The following is an 18547-nucleotide window of genomic DNA, read 5'->3' on the forward strand; positions in this document are numbered from 1 at the left end:
CACTTCCTGCTTCGTCTGTGCGGCGCAGGCTTTGCCAATCCGTCCCGTCCCGTGCCTTTGCAAAAGGGGGACCGAGGGGATTCGCTTTTCGCTCCCAAGCCACACCCCAATCGCCACACCGTCTCCAGGCGTCCTGGCACCCATTCCGGCAAGATGGCGCAATGCCTGCGCGTCCCGATTTCCGTCTCTACCATTCCAATGCGCTGGACGTCCTCGCCGGTCTGCTGGCGCAGGAACTGCGCACGCCCGCGCCCGGGCAGGCGCTGCTGACCCCCGACACCATCCTGATCCCGCAGGTCGCGATGCGCCGCTGGCTGCAGGCGACGCTGGCGCAGGCGTACGGGATCGCGGCCAATCTGGAGTTCCTGACCCCGGGCGAATTCGTCCAGCGCGCGCTCGACGCCAACGAACCCGACATCGATCCGGCCGAGCGCGGCGACGACCTCGACGCCGCGGCGATGCGCTGGCGCCTGTACGGCGTGCTGTCGCAGCCGGCGCAGCTGCGCGAACCGGCGCTGGCGCCGCTGCGCGCGTACCTGGACGGCGACGACCCGATCAAGTCGTGGTCGCTGTCGGGCGAGCTGGCCTCGCTGTTCGAGAAATACCAGGCCTGGCGCCGCGACTGGCTGCTGGCCTGGGACGCCGGCCGCGACCGCAACGACGCCCAGGCCGCGCTGTGGCGACGCATCGCCGCCGGCCGCCGCTACCGCGCGCGGCGCATCGACGATTACCTGAGCCGCTTCAACGACGACGGCGGCGAGCACGGCCCGGCGCGGATCCCGCGCGGCCTGCCCTCGCGGCTGTTCGCCTTCGCCACCCTCAATGTGTCCCCCGACGTGCTGCGGGTGATCGCGACCCAGGCGATCGCGGGCACCCTGCATTTCTATCTGCCGACCCCGACGCGCAAGTACTGGGGCGACCTGGGCACCCTGGCCGAGCGCCTGCGCCAGGGCGAGGACGCCGCGTTCGGCGAGGACGACAACCCGCTGCTGCAGGCCTGGGGCACGGCCGGGCGCGACTTCATGGCGGTGCTCGGCGGCTACGAGGTGGTGCATCCCTCCGGCGAGATCGCCGCCTACGCCGATCCGGAGGACAGCCGCCACGACGACCCCTCGCGCGACACCTTGCTGCAACGCCTGCAGCGCGACCTGCTGCATCGGCGCGCGCTGCCGGCGACGCCGTGGCGCGCGCAGGTCGACCGCCTCGACGCGAGCGTGCAGGTCCACGCCTGCCACACCCGATTGCGCGAAGTGCAGGTGCTGCACGATCAACTGCAGGGCCTGCTCGACCCGCAGTCCGAACAGGGCCGCCGCTTCGACCCGCCGCTGCAGCCGCGCGAGATCGCGGTGCTCGCGCCCGACATCGACCCGTACGCGCCGCATATCGCCGCGGTGTTCGGCGGTCTGGCCGGGCGGCCGGGCTTCATCCCGTATGCGCTGGCCGACGTCAGCCCGCTCGCGGCCGAGCCGCTGGCCGAAGTGTTCCTGCGCCTGCTCGCGCTGCCGGTGTCGCGTTTCGGCCTGAGCGAAGTGCTGGACCTGCTGGCGACGCCGGCGATCGCCGATCAGGCCGGGCTCGACGCCGCCGGCCTGGAACGGCTGCGGCTTTGGCTGGGCCAGGCCGGCGCGCGCTGGGGCATCGACGCGGCCCATCGCAGCCGCCACGACGCGCCGGGCGATGACGCCTATACCTGGGCGTTCGCGCTCGATCGCCTGCTGATCGGCCACGCCGCCGGCGACGGCGAGGCCGCCGACAGCCTGGTCGCCGGGATCGCGCCGTACGCCGAACTCGAAGGCGCGTCGTTGGACGCGCTGGATGCGTTGATCCGTTTGCTGCGCGTGCTCGCGCGCTTCGAACGCGGCCTGGCCGGCGACCTCACGCCGGCGCAATGGGCCGACCGCCTGCTCGGCCTGTTGCGCGCGCTGTTGCCGGAACGGCCGCGCGACCACGCCGACCAACGCACCCTCGAACGCCTGCGCAGCCTGATCGAACGTTTCGCCAGCGACGCCGACCACGCCGACTTCAACGCCACCGTGCCGCCGGAAGTGATGCGCGCGCATTTCCGCGCGACCCTGGCCGAGGCCGACACCCGCGCGCCGCTGCTGAGCGGCGGGGTCAGCTTCGGCCGGATGGTGCCGATGCGGCTGATTCCGTTCCGGGTGATCTGCCTGCTCGGCATGAACGACGGCGACTACCCACGTCGCGACCCGGCCGGCGGCATGAACCGGCTCGCCGCCGAACTGGGCACCGCCGCGCGCCGCCACGGCGACCGCTCGCTGCGCGACGACGACCGCTTCTTGTTCCTGCAGCTGTTCGCCGCCGCGTCCGACGCGTTTTATCTGAGTTATCTCGGCGCCGATCCGCGCGACGGCAGTCAGCGCGAACCCTCGACCCTGGTGTCGGAATTGCTGGATGTCGCCGCGCGTTATCACGCCGACCCGGCGCGCGCGCGCGGCGAGTTCGTGGTGCGCGAACCGCTGCAGCCGTTCGCGCCGGCCGCGTTCGGCGCCGATCCCGACGGCCGCGGCGGCGAGATCGACCCGCGCCGCTTCAGCTATCGCAGCGAATGGCGACCGGCCGCCGATGCCGGCGGCTACGGCCCGCGCACGCAACTCGGCCCGTGGCTGGAGGACGCGTTGCCGCCGATGCCGGCCGATGCGGATCAGGCCACGCTCGCCTATCAGGACCTGCGCGCCTTCCTGCGCGATCCGCCGAGCGCGTTCCTGCGCCAGCGCCTGGGCCTGCGCCTGCCCGACGAAGTCGAGAGCGGCGAAGACGTCGAACCGCTGGTGTTGCCCGGCCCGGGCCTGATGCGCCAGCAATTGCAACGCGCGGTGTTCGACGATCTGATCGCCGGCGACGGCCGGATCGATCGCGATCGCCTGCAGGCGAGCCTGCGCGCGCGCGCGCTGCTGCCGACCGGTCCGTTGGGACGGCGCCAGCTCGATGCCTTGCTCGGTCAGGTGCGGCCGTACGCGGACGCGTTCGCGCGCTGGCGCGACGGCGAGGGCCAGGCGCTGCCGTTCGAACTCGATCTGGGCGGCACCCAACTGCGCGGCCGGCTCGACGATGTGTATGCCGGCGGCCTGGCGCGACTGCGTTTCGACAGCCTGCACGGCCCGTCGCAGATCGCGCATGGGCTGGACTGGCTGGTGCTGTCGGCGCTCGGCGATCCGCGTCCGCTGGCGCAGTTCGCCCACACCGCCGAAGGGCCCGGCCCGCATCTGCGCAATGCGCTGTCGCCGCGCGAGGCCAAGGCCGCGCTGCGCGCGCTGCTGCGTCTGCGCGACTACGGCCTGCGCATGCCGCTGCCGTTCCTGCCGCGCGCCGGTTGGCTGTGGTACGAAGCCGCGGCGCAGGACCCGAACGCCTGGAACAAGGCCGGCTGGAACAAGGCCGAAGCGCAATGGCACGGCAGCGCGCGCAGCTGGGGCGAGGCGAGTTCGGCCGCGGTGCGGCTGGCATTGCGCGGACGCGATCCGTTTCTCGATGCCGATTCGGGCGAGCAATTCCGCGACATCGCCAAGCTGGTGTTCGACGCGGTCGTGCACGGTCGCGACGAAGGCGGGCCGGCATGAGCGCCGTGCGCGATCCCTTTCTCGACCTGCCGCTGGACGGCCTGCGCCTGATCGAGGCCAGCGCCGGCACCGGCAAGACCTATACGTTGGCGACCTTGGTCACCCGTCTGGTGATCGAACGCGGCCTGCGCATCGGCGACATCCTCGCGGTGACCTTCACCGACGCGGCCACCCAGGAACTGCGCGAGCGTTTGCGTCGGCGCCTGCTGCTGGCCGCGCGCATCGCCGCCGACGATCCGGCGCTGATCGCCGCGCAAGACGACGGCGAACGCGCGATCACCCGCGAACTGGTGCGCGCGCAAGCCGAGCATGAAGGCGCCGCGGCCTTGCGCACGCGCCTGCAACGCGCCGCGCGCGAGATCGATCTGGCCGCGGTGGTCACCATCCACGGCTTCTGCGCGCGCGTGCTCGCCGAGCATGCTTTGGAAACCGGCCAGCCGTTCGCCGCGCCGGAGATGATCGGCAGCGAGCGCGAGCTGATCGACGAGATCGCGGTCGACCTGTGGCGCGCGTTCGGCAACGATGCCGGTCAGGCCGAACTGCTGTCGCTGCAATGGCCCGCCGGCCCGCGTGCATTGGCATCGGACCTGGGCGCGTTGATGCGCGCGCCGGTGTTGCTGCCGTCGGCGCCGGAGCCATCGCCCGATCCGTTGCCGGCCTTGCAGGACGCGGCCGAATCGCTGCGGCTGGCCTACGAACAGCATGGCGCGCAGGCCTTCGACGCGATCGAAGCGGCGATGGCGGCCAAGGTCCTCAACGGACAGACCTGGCGCGCGACCCTGCCCGGACAACTGCGCCAGGCGCTGGATCGCTGGTGCGCGAACGGCGATCCGGTCGAACCGATCGAGCCCCGCATCGATCGACTGACCCCGGCGGTACTCGCGGAAAAGACCAACAAGGGCAAGCAGGCGCAGACGCCGTCGTCGCCGTTGTTCGTCGCGGTCGAGCGCTATCTCGATGTCGCCGCGCAGCGCGCGCAATGGCTGGCGCGGCAGGCATTGCGTCTGGTCCACGATATCCGCGACGCCGGACGCGTGCGTCTGGCCGAACTCAAGCGGGTCCGGCGCGTGCAGAGCTTCGACGACTTGATCGCCGATGTCGCGCTGGCGCTCGACGGGCCGCACGGCGAGGCCTTGGCGCAGCGTTTGCGCGAGCAATACGCGGTGGCGCTGGTCGACGAGTTCCAGGACACCGATGTGCGCCAGTGGCGGATCTTCGAACGCGTGTTCGGCGAAGCCACAGTGATGGAATCGGGCCTGGGCGAACCCGCGCGGGCCGCCGGCCTGTTCCTGATCGGCGATCCGAAGCAGGCGATCTACGGCTTCCGCGGCGGCGACGTTCACACCTATCTGTCGGCGGCGGCGCTGGCCGAAGCCGCGCCGCCGCTGGATCACAATTTCCGTTCGCGGCCCAGTGTGCTGCGCGCGATCTCGGCGCTGTACGCGCAGGCCGGCGACACCGCCTTCGTCGATGCCCGCATCCGCTTTCGCGAAGTCGCGCCCGGCGGCGCGGTCGCCGATGCCGATCTGCAACGCGACGGCGCGATCGCGCCGGCGTTGACGATCCGGCGTCTGCCGGCGCCCGACGACGATCGCAAGAAACCCGAATGGAGCGCGCCCGAATCGCGCGACCTGGCCGTGCGCGCCTGCGTCGCGTCGATCCACGCCTGGCTGCGCGATGCGCGCGAGGGCCGCGCGAGCATCGACGGCCGCGCGCTGCAGCCGGGCGATATCGCGGTGCTGGTGCGCAGTCACGACGAAGCCGCGCGCATCCAGCAGGCGCTGATCGCCGCCGGTATCGCCGCGGTCGCGGCGGGCCGGCGCAGCCTGTTCGCGACCGAGCAGGCGATCGAATTGCTGACCGTGTTCGATGCGGTGCTGCATCCGGGCGACGGCGGGCGCTTGCGCGCGGCGTTGGCGACGGTGTTGATCGGGTTGGATGGGGAACGCATTGCGGCGTTGGGGCTGGATGAGGCGGAGCAGGCGGTGTGGCAAGCGCAGGCCTTGGTTTGGCGCGAGCGGTGGCAGCGGCACGGGCCATTGGCGTTGGTCAGCGACTTGTGCGCCGAACACGCGCCGCGCCTGCTCGCGCTGGCCGATGGCGAACGCCGCCTGACCAATCTGCTGCAACTCGGCGAAACCCTGCAGGAAGCCGACACCCGCTCGCTCGGCTTGCACGGTCTGCGCGACTGGCTGCATCTGCGCATCGCCGAAGCCGACGACAGCGACGAAAAGCAGCAACTGCGTCTGGAATCCGACGCGCGCCGGGTGCAGATCCTGACCCTGCACAAGAGCAAGGGCCTGGAGTTCGCCCTGGTGTTCCTGCCGTTCGTCGCGATCGGACGCGAGCCGCGCGGCGGCCGTTTGTGCGAATACCCCGACCCGCTGCACGGTCGGGTGCTGCAGGTGCAAAGCGAGGTGTTCGATCCGAACGCGCCGGATTGGGACAGCGCGCGCGAACGCGCCGCGATCGAAGCGCGTTCGGAAGACGCGCGCCTGCTCTACGTCGGCCTGACCCGCGCGCGCCATGCCTTGTGGCTGGCGAGCGGGCCGTTGTACCTCGCGAACGCGTCGCCGCTGCAGGCGATGCTGGCCGATGCCGACGCGCTCGCGCATCAACATCCCGACGCGATCGTCATCGACGACGCGCCGCTCGAGCACCCGCCCGCGCCGCTGCCGCCGCCCGCGGCCGGCGCGGTGCCGCCGGCGCGTCGCGCGCGCCACAGCGTGCCGCGCGACTGGTGGGTGTACAGCTTCACCCAGTTGACCAACGAGGACGACGGCGCCGGCCAGGGCGCGCTGGTCGCCGACGAGCGCGGCGCCGAAGACGAGCCCGACATCGCCGCGGTCTTGCTGACGCCCGGCGACGCGCGCTACTCCGGCAGCCGCTTCGGCAACGTGGTCCACACAGCGTTGGAACGCGTGGATTTCGGCGCGTGGCGCGAATGGACCGCCGACGCGCCCGCGCCCGACGGCGAAGCCGCGTGGCTCGCGTCGGCGTTGCGCGGCGAAGGCTACACCGATGCCGATATCGACGACGGTCTGCCGCTGCTGACCTCGCTGGTCGGCCTGACGCTCACCGCGGCGCTGCCGGAAGGCACGCGCCTGTGCGAACTGCCCGAGCGCGAGCGGCGCAGCGAGATGGAGTTCCATTTCGCCCTGGAGTCGGTGCCGGTCGATCGCTTGCTGGCGACCCTGCACGCACACGGCTGGCTGCGCGAACGTCAGGCCTTCGGCCTGCGGCGCCGCCTGGAAGGCCTGATGACCGGCAAGATCGATCTGGTCTACGCCTTCGAAGGCCGCTACTACGTGCTCGACTACAAGACCAACCGCCTGCCGTCCTACGATGCGATCCAGGTCGACCGGGCGATGGGCGAAAGCGAGTACACCCTGCAATCGCTGATCTATACCGTCGCCCTGCACCGCTGGCTGCGCTTCCGCCTCGGCGATGACTACGACTACGCGCGCGATTTCGGCGGCGTGCGCTATCTGTTCTGTCGCGGCCTCGACCCGGCCGATCCCGCGGCCGGCCTGTACGCGCACCAACCCGCGCGCGAACTGGTCGACGCGGTCGATGCGCTGTTCGCCGGAGGCGCGGCATGAGCCTGCTCGACGCGCTGCATCGCGAAGGCAGCCTGCGCACGGTCGACCATGCGTTCGCCCAGGCCTTGCGCCGGCTCGATCGCGACACGCCCGACGCGGTGCTCGCGGCCGCCGCGCTGGCTTCGCAGGCGATCGCGCGCGGGCATGCCGCGTTCGACCCGCGCAGCCCGCAGTGGCTCAGCGAAGCGACCACCGACTGGCCCGATCCGGAGCAGTGGCTCGCGCTGCTGGCCGATTCGCGCTGGGTCGCCACACCCGCGCCCGGCATCGCCGCGAGCGCGCATGCGCCGTTGGTGCTGGAGCGCGGCCTGCTGTATCTGCGTCGTTACCGCGAATACGAACGCCGCCTCGCCGACGGCCTGCGCCGGATCGCCGCGTTCGCGCCGCCGCCGACCGATCTGGCCGCGCTGGCGCCGTTGTTCGCCCTCCTGTTTCCGAACGCGCGCGATGACGACCGCCAGGCGCGCGCGGCCGCCTTGGCCTTGCTGCAGTCGCTGCTGCTCGCCACCGGCGGCCCCGGCACCGGCAAGACCACCACGATCGCGCGGGTGCTGCTGTTGTTGATCGCGCAGGCGCGCCTCGATGGCGTCAGCGCGCCGCGCATCGCCCTGGCCGCGCCGACCGGCCGCGCCGCCGAGCGCATGGCCGAAAGCCTGCGCGCGGCCGCGCTGCGATTGAGCGCGCTCGACGGCATCGACCCGAGCCTGTGCGAGGCCTTGCCGACTCAGGCCAGCACCTTGCATCGCCTGCTCGGCAGCGTGCCCGACAGCCCGCGCTTCCGTCACGACGCGCGCAATCCGTTGGCGTTCGACGTGATCGTGGTCGACGAAGCTTCGATGATCGACCTGCCGCTGATGTGCAAACTGGTCAAGGCGGTGCCGGCCGGCGCGCGTCTGATCCTGCTGGGCGATCGCGATCAACTGCCGTCGGTGGAAGCGGGCGACGTGCTCGCCGCGATCGTCGATGCGGCCGGCGACGACGACGGCCTGCCCGCGGCGTTGGCGCAATCCTTGCGGCCGCTGCTCGGCGAGATCGCGATCCAGGCCGACCCGGCGCCGCTGAGCGCTTACCGCGTGCATCTGCGTCGCGGCTACCGCCAGGCCGAAAGCCTGGAACTGGCGCCGCTCGCCGAGGCCACCCGCGCCGGCGACGCCGACACCGTGCTCGCGTTGCTGCGCGGCGGCGAATTGGCCGGCGTGCAGTTCCACGAAGACGTGCACGACCCCTTGGCCGGCGCCGGCCGCGACTGGCTGTTGCCGGCCTGGCGCGCGCTGGCCGCGATCGACGATCCGCTCGAAGCGCTGCAGGCCGCCGCGCGGCTGCGCCTGCTGACCGCGTTGCGCGACGGCGGTCAGGGCGCGGCGCCGTTGAACGCGCGTATCGAAGAAGCGCTGGCCGGCGCGCACCGCCCGGCGTACTTCCACGGCCGCCTGCTGCTGATTACCGAAAACAGTTATCGCCACGGCCTGTTCAACGGCGACATCGGCATCTGCCTGCGGCCGCGCGACGCCGACGGCCGCGAACTGGCCAACGCGGCGACTGTCGCCTGGTTCGCCGGCGGCAGCGAAGGCGTGCGTCCCTTCCATCCCTCGGCCTTGCCCGCGCACAGCGGCGCGTTCGCGATGACCGTGCATAAGGCGCAGGGCTCGGAGTTCGACGCGGTCTGGCTGCAACTACCGCGCCAGGACGCACGCCACCTGTCGCGCGAACTGCTCTACACCGGCATGACCCGCGCCCGCCGCGAGCTGCACATCGCCGGCAGCGAAGCGGTGCTGCGGTTGGCGCTGTCGCGGCATGCGGCGCGGGTGTCGGGCTTGTCGTGGCGGTTGGCGGAGCGCTGAGGTCGGTATCTCCCTGTAGGAGCGGCGCAAGCCGCGACCGCGACATTTCGGCTGCGTCGAAACTTGCGCCGTAATCGAAATGTCACGGTCGCGGCTTGCGCCGCTCCTACAGGGTGCACCAAAAAAAACCGGCCGTCGTGAGACGGCCGGGATGGTGAATCGCAGGTTGGGATCGCGCGGATTTACACCAACGCCGCATCCTCATCACTCGGCGTATCGTCCTTGCGTTCCACCTCGTCGCCACGCTTGCCCACGCGCGCGGGCGTTTTCGCCGCGCGCTTGTCGACCGCTTCGGTGATCGCTTCGATCGCTTCGACCACCGGCACGGCGATGGTGCGCGGTTCGCTGGCCGCTTCCTTGGCCAGGCCGTGGGCCATCGCCGCTTCGGCTTCCTCGGAGGCCTTGCGGAAGCGCTTGGCGTCCGGGCACAGCACCTGCATGTAGTCGGCGTCGAAGTTCAGGCGTTCGACCAAAAAGTCGACGAACGCGCGCACCTTCGGCGATTGCACCTGGCCGCGCGGGAACACCGCGTTGAATTCGTACTCCGGCCCGGTCCAGCCGGCCAGCACGCGCTGCACATAGCCTTGTTCGGCGAAGGCCTTGACGGTGACGTCGGCCGCCAGCATCAGCGCTTCGCCGCACAGCAAGGCGCCGCGCAGCGGGCCGGGGTCGTTGGCGACCATGACCGGGTCGATCACGTAGTCGACATTGCGTTCGCCGTCGCTGAGCGTCCACACGTACTCGTTGTTGCGCCGCGACTTGGGCATCGCCAGGGTGCGGTGATGGCGCAGGTCGTCGGGGTGCAGCGGTTCGCCGTGACGCGCGAGGTAGTTCGGGCTGGCGTAGATCTGGGTGCGGAAGATCGCCAGCCGGCGCGCGACCAGGTTGGAGTCGGGCAGGTCGCCCACGCGCAGGGCGACGTCGATGCCCTTGTCGATCATGTCGACGGTTTCGTTGCTCAGGTTCATCTCCACCCGCACTTCCGGATGGCGCGCGTGGAACTCGCCGAGCAGCGGCGCGATCCAGGTGATGCCCACCGAGTACGGCGCGGTGATGCGCAACCAGCCGCGCGGGCCGCCCTGCAACTGGCCGACCGCGCTTTCGGCCTCGGCCAGTTCGCGGGCGATGCGCTGGCAATGTTCGAAATACAGATTGCCCGCTTCGGTCAGGCCGAGCTTGCGGGTCGTGCGATGCAGCAGCTGCGCGCCCAGGCGGGTTTCCAGTTCCTGCACCTTGCGGCTGACCGTGGTCTTGGGCAGGCGCAGCGCGCGCGCGGCGGAAATGAAACTGCCGGCTTCGACCACCTTCACGAAGATCAGGGTGTCGTTGAGATCGTGAGCCATGGGCAATGGCCTCCTTGGTAAAGATCGAAACGCAGCGGCGCGAGTCGGGGACGGCTGCGCAGGTTCGCTTCGAAGGCGGAACGAAAGTGGGGTCGGGTGCGGGAACGGCGGAGCGGAAGCGGTGTACGAGGGCGGCAAGCCAGTGAGTCGGTAAGCGAGAGCGGCGGAACGGATCAGAAGAACAGATCGGAAGAATTCGGATATCGCGCCGGCGCGGCCGCCGGTTCAATGCATGGCCTGGGCGATGGCTCGCTGTCCGTGGCGTGGCGCTCGCCGGTTCCGACCGGCCTGGTGATGGGTGACGCGTGTCATCGGTGTCGGCTGATCCCGGCCACTGCCGCCGCGGCCGGCGCAGGCCGACAGTGAGGCGGTCGATGGTATCGATGGCTCTCGATCGCTCCGGTTTCCTTCTAGATCCCCTTCTGGTTAGGGGGCCGTGCCGGGGCTTTCAAGGGGGCGTTCGGGATATTGGACCGTTGCCGGGACAATTATTCCCTTAATCCATGGCTAATCAAGTGCCATTCCCATCTCTACTCTGTGCCGCAGATCGATGGAGTCCCCCGCCATGTTGACCCCCCGCCAAGCCCGTTTCGCCTTTCTACCTTTGATGCTGGTGGCCATGTCCGCCCTGATCGGGCTGGCCGTGGTCGTTTTCCGACAGGGCCTTTCCCAGGGCCCGGAAGAAGCCTGGATGCTGGCCTGGGTGCTGGCCTTCACCATCGCCCTGCCCGCGGCGATGCTGCTGATGCCGGCGATCAGCGCCGTGCTCGCGCACTACACCCGGGATGACAAGCGTCACGCGATCATCCCGCGAGTGGGAGAAAAAGTCCCAGGAGCGGGACAATGAAAGCTCCACTGGTTGTACTCGGTGCCACCGGCGGCGTCGGCCGCGGGGTCGTGCAGGCGGCGATCGACAGCGGTCGCCCGGTGATCGCGGTCGCCCGCCAGGCCAGCGAACTCAAGGCGCTCAAAGCCGGCTACCCCCACGCCGACCTGACCACGATCGCCGGCTCGGTCAGCAGCGACGCCGCCGGCGCCAAGCTCGCGCGCGCCCTGCGCAAGCTCGACCGGCCGCTGGCCGGCGTGGTCGCCGCGGTCTGCGGCGGCGCCGAGCGCGGCCGCCTGCTCGACAACCCGGCCGACTTCCTGCGCCGCAAGCTCGACGAGGATCTCCTCCCCCACCTCGCCGCGGCGCGCCACCTGTTGCCCTTGCTGGCGCAATACGACCGCGGCGGCACTTACGTGCTGATCGGTGGTCCCGGCAGCGAGCACCCGTGGGCCGGTTACGGCCATCGCTCGATCGGCGCGGCTGCGTTGCGCATGCTCGCGCGCGTGTTGCACGACGAGGCGCGCCAGCTGGCCGTGCGCGTGCAGCTGCTCGCGGTCGACTCGCCGGTGTGCACCGAGTTCAACCAACGCCATTCCTGCCCCGAATGGCCCAGCGCGCTGTCGGTCGGCCAGCGCGTGATGGCGCTGATCGATCACGAAGTCAGCGGCGAGCCGCCGCGCGCGATCGTGCCGTACGCGCTGCGCCAGCCTCCACCGCAGCTGCCGCCGCGCAGCGCCGCGCGGCTCCCCCCTTCGCCCGCCAGCGCCACCGCCAGCCCGCCCCGCTCCGCCGCCGATTCGTATTCCACCACTACCAGCCGCACCAGCACGCCCAAGACGATCACGGCCACAACGGCTTCCAGCGATGCGTGTCCGCAAGATCCGGGCAGCCCCGCCGACGAAAAGACGCAACGCTGTCTGCAGGACGCGCGCGCATTGCTCAAGTCGTTGACCTCGAATAATCCCAAACAGGAACCCACCCCCCGATGAGCACTCGCAACTCTCCCGCCCGCTCCGGCCGACCCGGCCTCGGGCTCTCGCTGCTCGCGTTGACCGCGAGCGTCGTCATCGCCCTGGCCGCCGTCGGTTGCGGCAGCCAAGCCGCCACCCCCGAAGGCGGCGCGCCGCCGCCGCCGGAAGTCAGCGTCGCCCAGGTGCTGAGCAAGCAGGTCCGCCAGTGGGACGACTTCACCGGCCGCGTCAGCGCGGTGGAATCGGTCGAACTGCGCGCCCGCGTCAGCGGCTACGTCGATCGCGTCGCGTTCAAGGAAGGCCAGGAGGTCAAGAAGGGCGACCTGCTGTTCGTGATCGACCCGCGCCGTTACCGCGCCGAGCTCAACCGCGCCCAGGCCCAGCTGGAACAGGCGCGCGCCGAAGCGCGTCTGGCCAAGACCCAGGACAAGCGCGCGCAGACCCTGGTCGAGGCCAAGGCGATCTCGCGCGAAGAAGCCGAGACCCGCCGCGCCGCCACCACCCAGGGCGACGCCGCGGTGCGCGCGGCCGAAGCCGCGGTGGCCTCGGCGCAGCTGGACCTGACCTTCAGCGAAGTGCGTTCGCCGATCGACGGCCGCGCCGGCCGCGCCATGGTCACCGTCGGCAATCTCGCCTCGGCCGACCAGACCGTGCTGACCACGGTGGTGTCGCAGAACCCGATGTACGTCTACTTCGAAAGCGACGAACAGACCTACCTGCGCTACAACGAACTGGCGCGCAAGGGCCAGCGCGAGGGCAACAAGAACCCGGTCCGCATCGGCCTGGCCAGCGAAACCGGCTACCCGCACGAGGGCACGGTCGACTTCACCGACAACCAGGTCGATCCGACCACCGGCACCATCCGCGCCCGCGCGGTGGTCGACAACGCCGATCGCGTCTTCACCCAGGGCCTGTTCGCGCGCGTGCAGCTCGAGGGCAGCGCCGAGTTCAAGGCCATGCTGGTCGACGACAAGGCGGTGCTGACCGATCAGGACCGCAAGTACGTGTACGTGCTCGGCCCGAAGAACGAGGCGGTGCGCAAGGACGTGGTGCTCGGCCGGATGATCCAGGGCCTGCGCGTGGTCGAATCGGGCCTGGCGCCGACCGACAAGGTCATCGTCCACGGCGTGCAGAAGGTGTTCTTCCCGGGCATGCCGGTGTCGCCCAAGACCATCGCCATGGGCGCGGCGGCGCCGTTGCCGGCGGCGCCGGGCGCGGCGGCCGGAGCTTTGTAACCACCGATGACGGACGCGCCGCGGCTTGAACGCCGCGGCGACGCTCGAACAGCAAGAAACCGCGAAGCCCCGCCCCGTCGTTCCCGCGAAAGCGGGAATCCAGGGCCTTTCGGGCGAGAACGTTTGAAGTCTCTGGATTCCCGCGTTCGCGGGAACGACGGGCCAAGGCAAACGCACTCACAAGGTTTCCGTAATCAAGGCCCGCGTCCCCACGGCGCAGGCCGGGGACTCATGCGGCCAAACACCGCACCAAGGAATCCGTCATGGACTTTTCCAAATTTTTCATCGATCGACCGATCTTCGCGGCGGTGCTGTCGATCGTGATCTTCGCCGCCGGCCTGATCGCGATACCGATCCTGCCGATCAGCGAATATCCCGAAGTCATCCCGCCGTCGGTGATGGTGCGCACGGTGTACCCGGGCGCCAACCCGAAGGTCATCGCCGAAACCGTCGCCACGCCGCTTGAAGAAGCGATCAACGGCGTCGAGGACATGATGTACATCAAGTCGGTCGCCGGTTCCGACGGTGTGCTGGCGATCACCGTCACCTTCCGCCCGGGCACCGACCCGGACGACGCGGCGGTGCGCGTGCAGAACCGGGTCAGCCAGGCGCTGGCGCGACTGCCCGAGGACGTGCGACGGCAAGGCGTGACCACCCAGAAGCAGTCGCCTGTCTTCCTGATGGTGGTGCATCTGACCTCGCCCAACGGCAAGTACGACACCTTGTACCTGCGCAACTACGCGCGACTGCACGTCAAGGATCAGCTCGCGCGCCTGTCGGGCGTCGGCGATGCGCAGATCTTCGGCGGCGGCGATTACGCGATGCGGGTGTGGCTGGATCCGGACAAGGTCGCCTCGCGCGGCCTGACCGCCGGCGACGTGCTGCGCGCCATGCGCGAGCAGAACGTGCAGGTCTCGGCCGGTCAGCTCGGCGCCGAGCCGATGCCCAACAGCGAGTTCCTGACCCTGATCAACGCCAAGGGTCGCCTGCAGAGCGAAGAAGAGTTCGGCAACATCGTGGTCAAGAGCGGCGAAGGCGGCGAGATCGTGCGCCTGTCCGACGTCGCGCGTCTGGAACTGGGCGCCGGCGACTACAGCCTGCGTTCGCAGCTCGACGGCAAGAACGCGGTCGGTATCGGTATCTTCCAGTCGCCCGGCGCCAACGCGCTGGACATCCAGGAACAGGTGATCGCCAACATGGATCGCCTGTCCAAGAGCTTCCCGGAAGGCATCAAGTACGAGGCGGTCTACGACACGACCATCTTCGTGCGCGACTCGATCAAGGCGGTGGTCACCACCTTGCTCGAAGCGATCCTGCTGGTGGTGCTGGTGGTGATCTTGTTCCTGCAGACCTGGCGCGCGTCGATCATTCCCCTGATCGCGGTGCCGGTCTCGATCGTCGGTACGTTCTCGGCGTTGTATCTGCTCGGTTTCTCGATCAACACCTTGAGCCTGTTCGGCCTGGTGCTGGCGATCGGCATCGTCGTCGACGACGCGATCGTGGTGGTGGAGAACGTCGAGCGCAACATCGAGGAAGGCCTGAGCCCGCTGGAAGCGGCGCACCAGGCGATGAAGGAAGTGTCCGGCCCGATCGTCGCGATCGCGTTGGTGTTGTGCGCGGTGTTCGTGCCGATGGCGTTCCTGTCGGGCGTGACCGGCCAGTTCTACAAGCAGTTCGCGGTGACCATCGCCATCTCCACGGTGATCTCGGCGATCAACTCGCTGACCCTGTCGCCGGCGTTGGCCGCGCTTTTGCTCAAGCCGCACGGCGCGCCGAAGGATGCGCCGACGCGTCTGATCGATCGTCTGTTCGGCTGGCTGTTCCGTCCGTTCAACCGCTTCTTCGCCTCCAGCTCCGAGAAGTACCAGAAATCGATCTCGGGCATCCTCGGCAAGCGCGGCGCGGTGTTCGTGGTGTATGCGGTGCTGCTGGTCGCCACCGGCTTCATGTTCAAGATCGTGCCGGCCGGCTTCATCCCGCTGCAGGACAAGCTGTACCTGATCGCCGCGGTGAAGTTGCCGGAAGGCTCGTCCATCGCCCGCACCGACGTGCTGCTCAAGAAGGTCACCGACATCGCCGGCAAGATCGACGGCGTGCAGAACACCATGGCCTTCCCGGGCTTGAACGCAGTGCAGTTCACCAACACGCCCAACACCGGCGTGGCGTTCCTGCCGCTCAAGCCGTTCAGTCAGCGTAGCCGCAGCGCGGTGGAAATCACCGCCGAGCTCAACCAGAAGATCGGCGGCTTCCAGGAAGGCTTCACCTTCGCGTTGATGCCGCCGCCGATTCTCGGCCTGGGCAACGGCGCGGGCTATCAGATGTTCATCGAAGACCGCAGCAACCTGGGTTACGGCGCGCTGCAGAACGCGGTCAGTGCGTTCCAGGGCACGGTCATGCAGACCCCGGGCATGGGCTACGCCAACAGCACCTATCAGGCCAACGTGCCGCAGCTCGACGCCGAAGTCGACCGCGTCAAGGCCAAGGCGCAGGGCGTGCCGCTGACCGAATTGTTCGACACCTTGCAGACTTATCTGGGTTCGGCCTACGTCAACGACTTCAACCAGTTCGGCCGCACCTGGCAGGTGATCGCCCAGGCCGACGGTTCGTTCCGCGACAGCGTCGAGGACATCGGCAACCTGCGTACCCGCAACGAACGCGGCGAGATGGTGCCGATCGGCTCGATGGTCAGCATCAAGCAGACCTTCGGTCCCGACCCGGTGCTGCGTTACAACGGCTATCCGGCCGCCGACATCGCCGGCGACGTGGATCCGCGCGTGATGTCCTCGGCTCAGGCCATGGACGTGGTCAGGGACGTGGCCAGCAAGGTGCTGCCGCACGGCATGGAAATCGAATGGACCGACCTGAGCTATCAGCAGGACAGCCAGGGCAATGCCGCGTTGATCGTGTTCCCGCTCGCCATCCTGCTCGCGTTCCTGGTGCTGGCGGCGCTGTACGAAAGCTGGACCCTGCCGCTGGCGGTGATCCTGATCGTGCCGATGTGCATGCTGTCGGCGCTGATCGGCGTCAAGCTGACCGGCGGCGACAACAACGTGTTCGTGCAGGTCGGTCTGGTGGTGCTGATGGGCCTGGCGTGCAAGAACGCCATCCTGATCGTCGAGTTCGCCCGCGAACTGGAACTGCAGGGCAAGGGCATCGTCGAAGCCGCGCTGGAATCGTGCCGCCTGCGTCTGCGTCCGATCGTGATGACCTCGATCGCCTTCATCGCGGGCACCGTGCCGCTGGTGCTGTCGCACGGCGCCGGCGCGGAAATCCGCTCGGTCACCGGCATCACCGTGTTCGCCGGCATGTTGGGCGTGACCTTGTTCGGTCTGTTCCTGACCCCGGTGTTCTACGTCGCCCTGCGCAAGATGGCCGGCACCAAGCTGGTCTCGCACGGCGACCACCACAACGCTACGGAGAAAGTCCATGCGTAATTTCAAACTCCCCGCGATCGCCGTGCTGAGCCTCGCGCTGGCCGCCTGCGCCGTCGGTCCGGACTATGTCCGGCCGACCCTGGCCACGCCGGACGCGTTCGCCCGCGCCGATGCCGAAGCGGGCACTGACGGCACCGCCGCGCCGGAACCGGGCGCCGAGTTCTGGCGCGGGTTCAACGATCCGCTGCTGACCCGTCTGGTCGAGGAATCGCTGACCGCCAACCACGACCTGCGCATCGCCCTGGCCAACTACGACCGCGCCAATGCGCTGTTGCGCGGCGCCAAGTTCGATCGTTTCCCGACCATCACCGGCAGCGCGAGCGGCAGCGACACGCGTTCGAGCTCCGACCAAATGCCGGGCGTGTCCAACAACGGCCGCGACAACGAAAGCTACAGCGCACAGGCCAACGTGAGCTGGGAACTCGATCTGTTCGGCCGCGTGCGCCGCAACGTCGAGTCCGAGCGCGCCGAAACCTGGGCCAGCGCGGCCGACCTGCAGGCGATGCAGGTGTCGATCGTCGGCGAAGTGGCGCGCAGCTATGTCGAGCTGCGCGGCCTGCAGGAACGCCTGCGGGTCGCGCGCGAGAACGCCGAGAACCAGACCGAGACCCTGCGTCTGGTGCAGGCGCGCTTCGACGCCGGCCGCGGCACCGAGTTCGACACCTCGCGCGCGCGCGCGCAGCTCGAGGCGACCTTGGCCCGCGTGCCCAATCTGGAAGCGCAGGTCGCGGTCACCGAGCATCGCCTCGCGGTGCTGACCGGGCAGACGCCCGATGCGTTGATCGCCGAGCTCGACAAGGCGGTGGCGTTGCCGTCGCTGCCGCAGCGCCTCGACGCCGCCACCCCGGGCGAACTGCTGCGCCGTCGTCCCGACGTCGCCGCGGCCGAGCACCGCCTGCACGCGGCCACCGCGCGCATCGGCGTGGCCACCGCCGATCTGTTCCCGCGCTTCACCCTGAGCGGCCTGATCGGTTCGCAGGCGATCGACACCAGCGCCTTGTTCGAACGCGCCAGCGAAACCCGCCTGGTCGCGCTCGGCATCGACTGGTCGTTCCTCGACATCGGCCGGGTGCGTTCGCGCATCAAGGCGGCCGACGCGAGCGCCGAGGGCGAACTGGCGCGCTATCAGCAAAGCGTGTTACTGGCGCTGGAAGACACCGAGAACGCGCTGGTGCGCTACGCCCGCGCGCGGGTCGAAGACCAGCATCTGGAACGCGCCTCGCAGGACAGTCTGAAGGCCGCGAAACTCGCGCGCGTGCGCTACGAGGCCGGCGCGACGGATCTGTTCGAAGTGCTCGACGCCGAACGCACCCAACTGCAGGCGCAGGACGCCTTCGCCGACGGCCGCACCCGCAGCGTCACCGGCGCGATCGCGCTGTACAAGGCGATGGCCGGCGGCTGGCCGGACCGCGAGCCGGTGCGGGAGGGTGTGGCCAGCAAGTAGCCGGGAATCGGGAATCGGGAGTAGGGAATCGGTAAAGCCGGCTTCCGATTCTCGATTCCCCATTCCCCATTCCCGTTTCTTGACCGACGACCCACGGCCACGGCGACGCTCGCTCCCCCTCTCTTTCGCCGTGACCGTCGTCGGTCCTTTTCATAGCAATCGAAGTGCGCGAGGCAGTGCGAAGGGTTGGTGATGCGCGGTCGCCTTCGGCGGCCGGGATGTCCGCATCGCACCGCGCCGTCCCCGCGGCTTCACACCCACCCGACGGAC

General features: G+C 69.6%; 8 protein-coding genes and 1 pseudogene. 8 read left to right on the forward strand and 1 reads right to left on the reverse strand.

The genetic code is table 11. The features are described 5' to 3' along the window. Nucleotides 1-161: 161 nt before the first annotated feature. The 3 genes from recC to recD are packed head-to-tail and all read left to right on the forward strand — an operon-like array spanning nt 162 to nt 9021. The gene (recC, locus tag IEQ11_RS00450; protein ID WP_191822296.1) at nt 162-3578 is read left to right on the forward strand and encodes an exodeoxyribonuclease V subunit gamma; all 3417 of its coding nucleotides are present in this window, start codon (nt 162-164) and stop codon (nt 3576-3578) included. After that, nucleotides 3575-7180 carry a UvrD-helicase domain-containing protein gene (locus IEQ11_RS00455; protein WP_191822295.1) on the forward strand — a complete coding sequence of 1202 codons (3606 nt, stop codon included), beginning with the start codon at nt 3575-3577 and terminating at the stop codon, nt 7178-7180. The genes recC and IEQ11_RS00455 overlap by 4 nt, the downstream gene beginning before the upstream one ends. Continuing rightward, on the forward strand, nt 7177-9021 hold the full coding sequence (recD, locus tag IEQ11_RS00460) for an exodeoxyribonuclease V subunit alpha (protein WP_191822294.1): 1845 nt from the start codon (nt 7177-7179) through the stop codon (nt 9019-9021). The genes IEQ11_RS00455 and recD overlap by 4 nt, the downstream gene beginning before the upstream one ends. A gap of 383 nt (nt 9022-9404) precedes the next feature. Here the strand turns inward: recD and IEQ11_RS00465 are convergent. Continuing rightward, nucleotides 9405-10364, reverse strand: a pseudogene (locus tag IEQ11_RS00465) (LysR family transcriptional regulator); the annotation flags it as partial. A 565-nt stretch (nt 10365-10929) separates the two neighbouring features. Between IEQ11_RS00465 and IEQ11_RS00470 the strand changes: the two are divergent. From IEQ11_RS00470 to IEQ11_RS00490, 5 genes are all read left to right on the forward strand, one after another. Then, entirely contained in the window at nt 10930-11211 is a 282-nt protein-coding gene (locus tag IEQ11_RS00470) for a DUF2798 domain-containing protein (protein ID WP_046658611.1), read from the forward strand. Next, a complete protein-coding gene (locus tag IEQ11_RS00475; RefSeq protein WP_057920325.1) occupies nt 11208-12182 on the forward strand; it encodes an SDR family NAD(P)-dependent oxidoreductase in 975 nt (324 codons plus the stop codon). The genes IEQ11_RS00470 and IEQ11_RS00475 overlap by 4 nt, the downstream gene beginning before the upstream one ends. After that, nucleotides 12179-13399 carry an efflux RND transporter periplasmic adaptor subunit gene (locus IEQ11_RS00480; protein ID WP_082648219.1) on the forward strand — a complete coding sequence of 407 codons (1221 nt, stop codon included), beginning with the start codon at nt 12179-12181 and terminating at the stop codon, nt 13397-13399. The genes IEQ11_RS00475 and IEQ11_RS00480 overlap by 4 nt, the downstream gene beginning before the upstream one ends. A gap of 263 nt (nt 13400-13662) precedes the next feature. Then, nucleotides 13663-16833: an efflux RND transporter permease subunit gene (locus IEQ11_RS00485; protein WP_096411512.1), complete on the forward strand. Its 3171-nt coding sequence runs from the start codon at nt 13663-13665 to the stop codon at nt 16831-16833. Further along, nucleotides 16826-18277 (forward strand): efflux transporter outer membrane subunit, encoded by a 1452-nt coding sequence (locus IEQ11_RS00490; RefSeq protein WP_191822293.1) that lies wholly within the window; start codon nt 16826-16828, stop codon nt 18275-18277. Before IEQ11_RS00485 ends, IEQ11_RS00490 begins: the two co-directional genes overlap by 8 nt. Nucleotides 18278-18547: the final 270 nt, after the last annotated feature.

The sequence above is a fragment of the Lysobacter capsici genome (genome assembly GCF_014779555.2).
In the GTDB taxonomy this organism is placed as follows: domain Bacteria; phylum Pseudomonadota; class Gammaproteobacteria; order Xanthomonadales; family Xanthomonadaceae; genus Lysobacter; species Lysobacter capsici.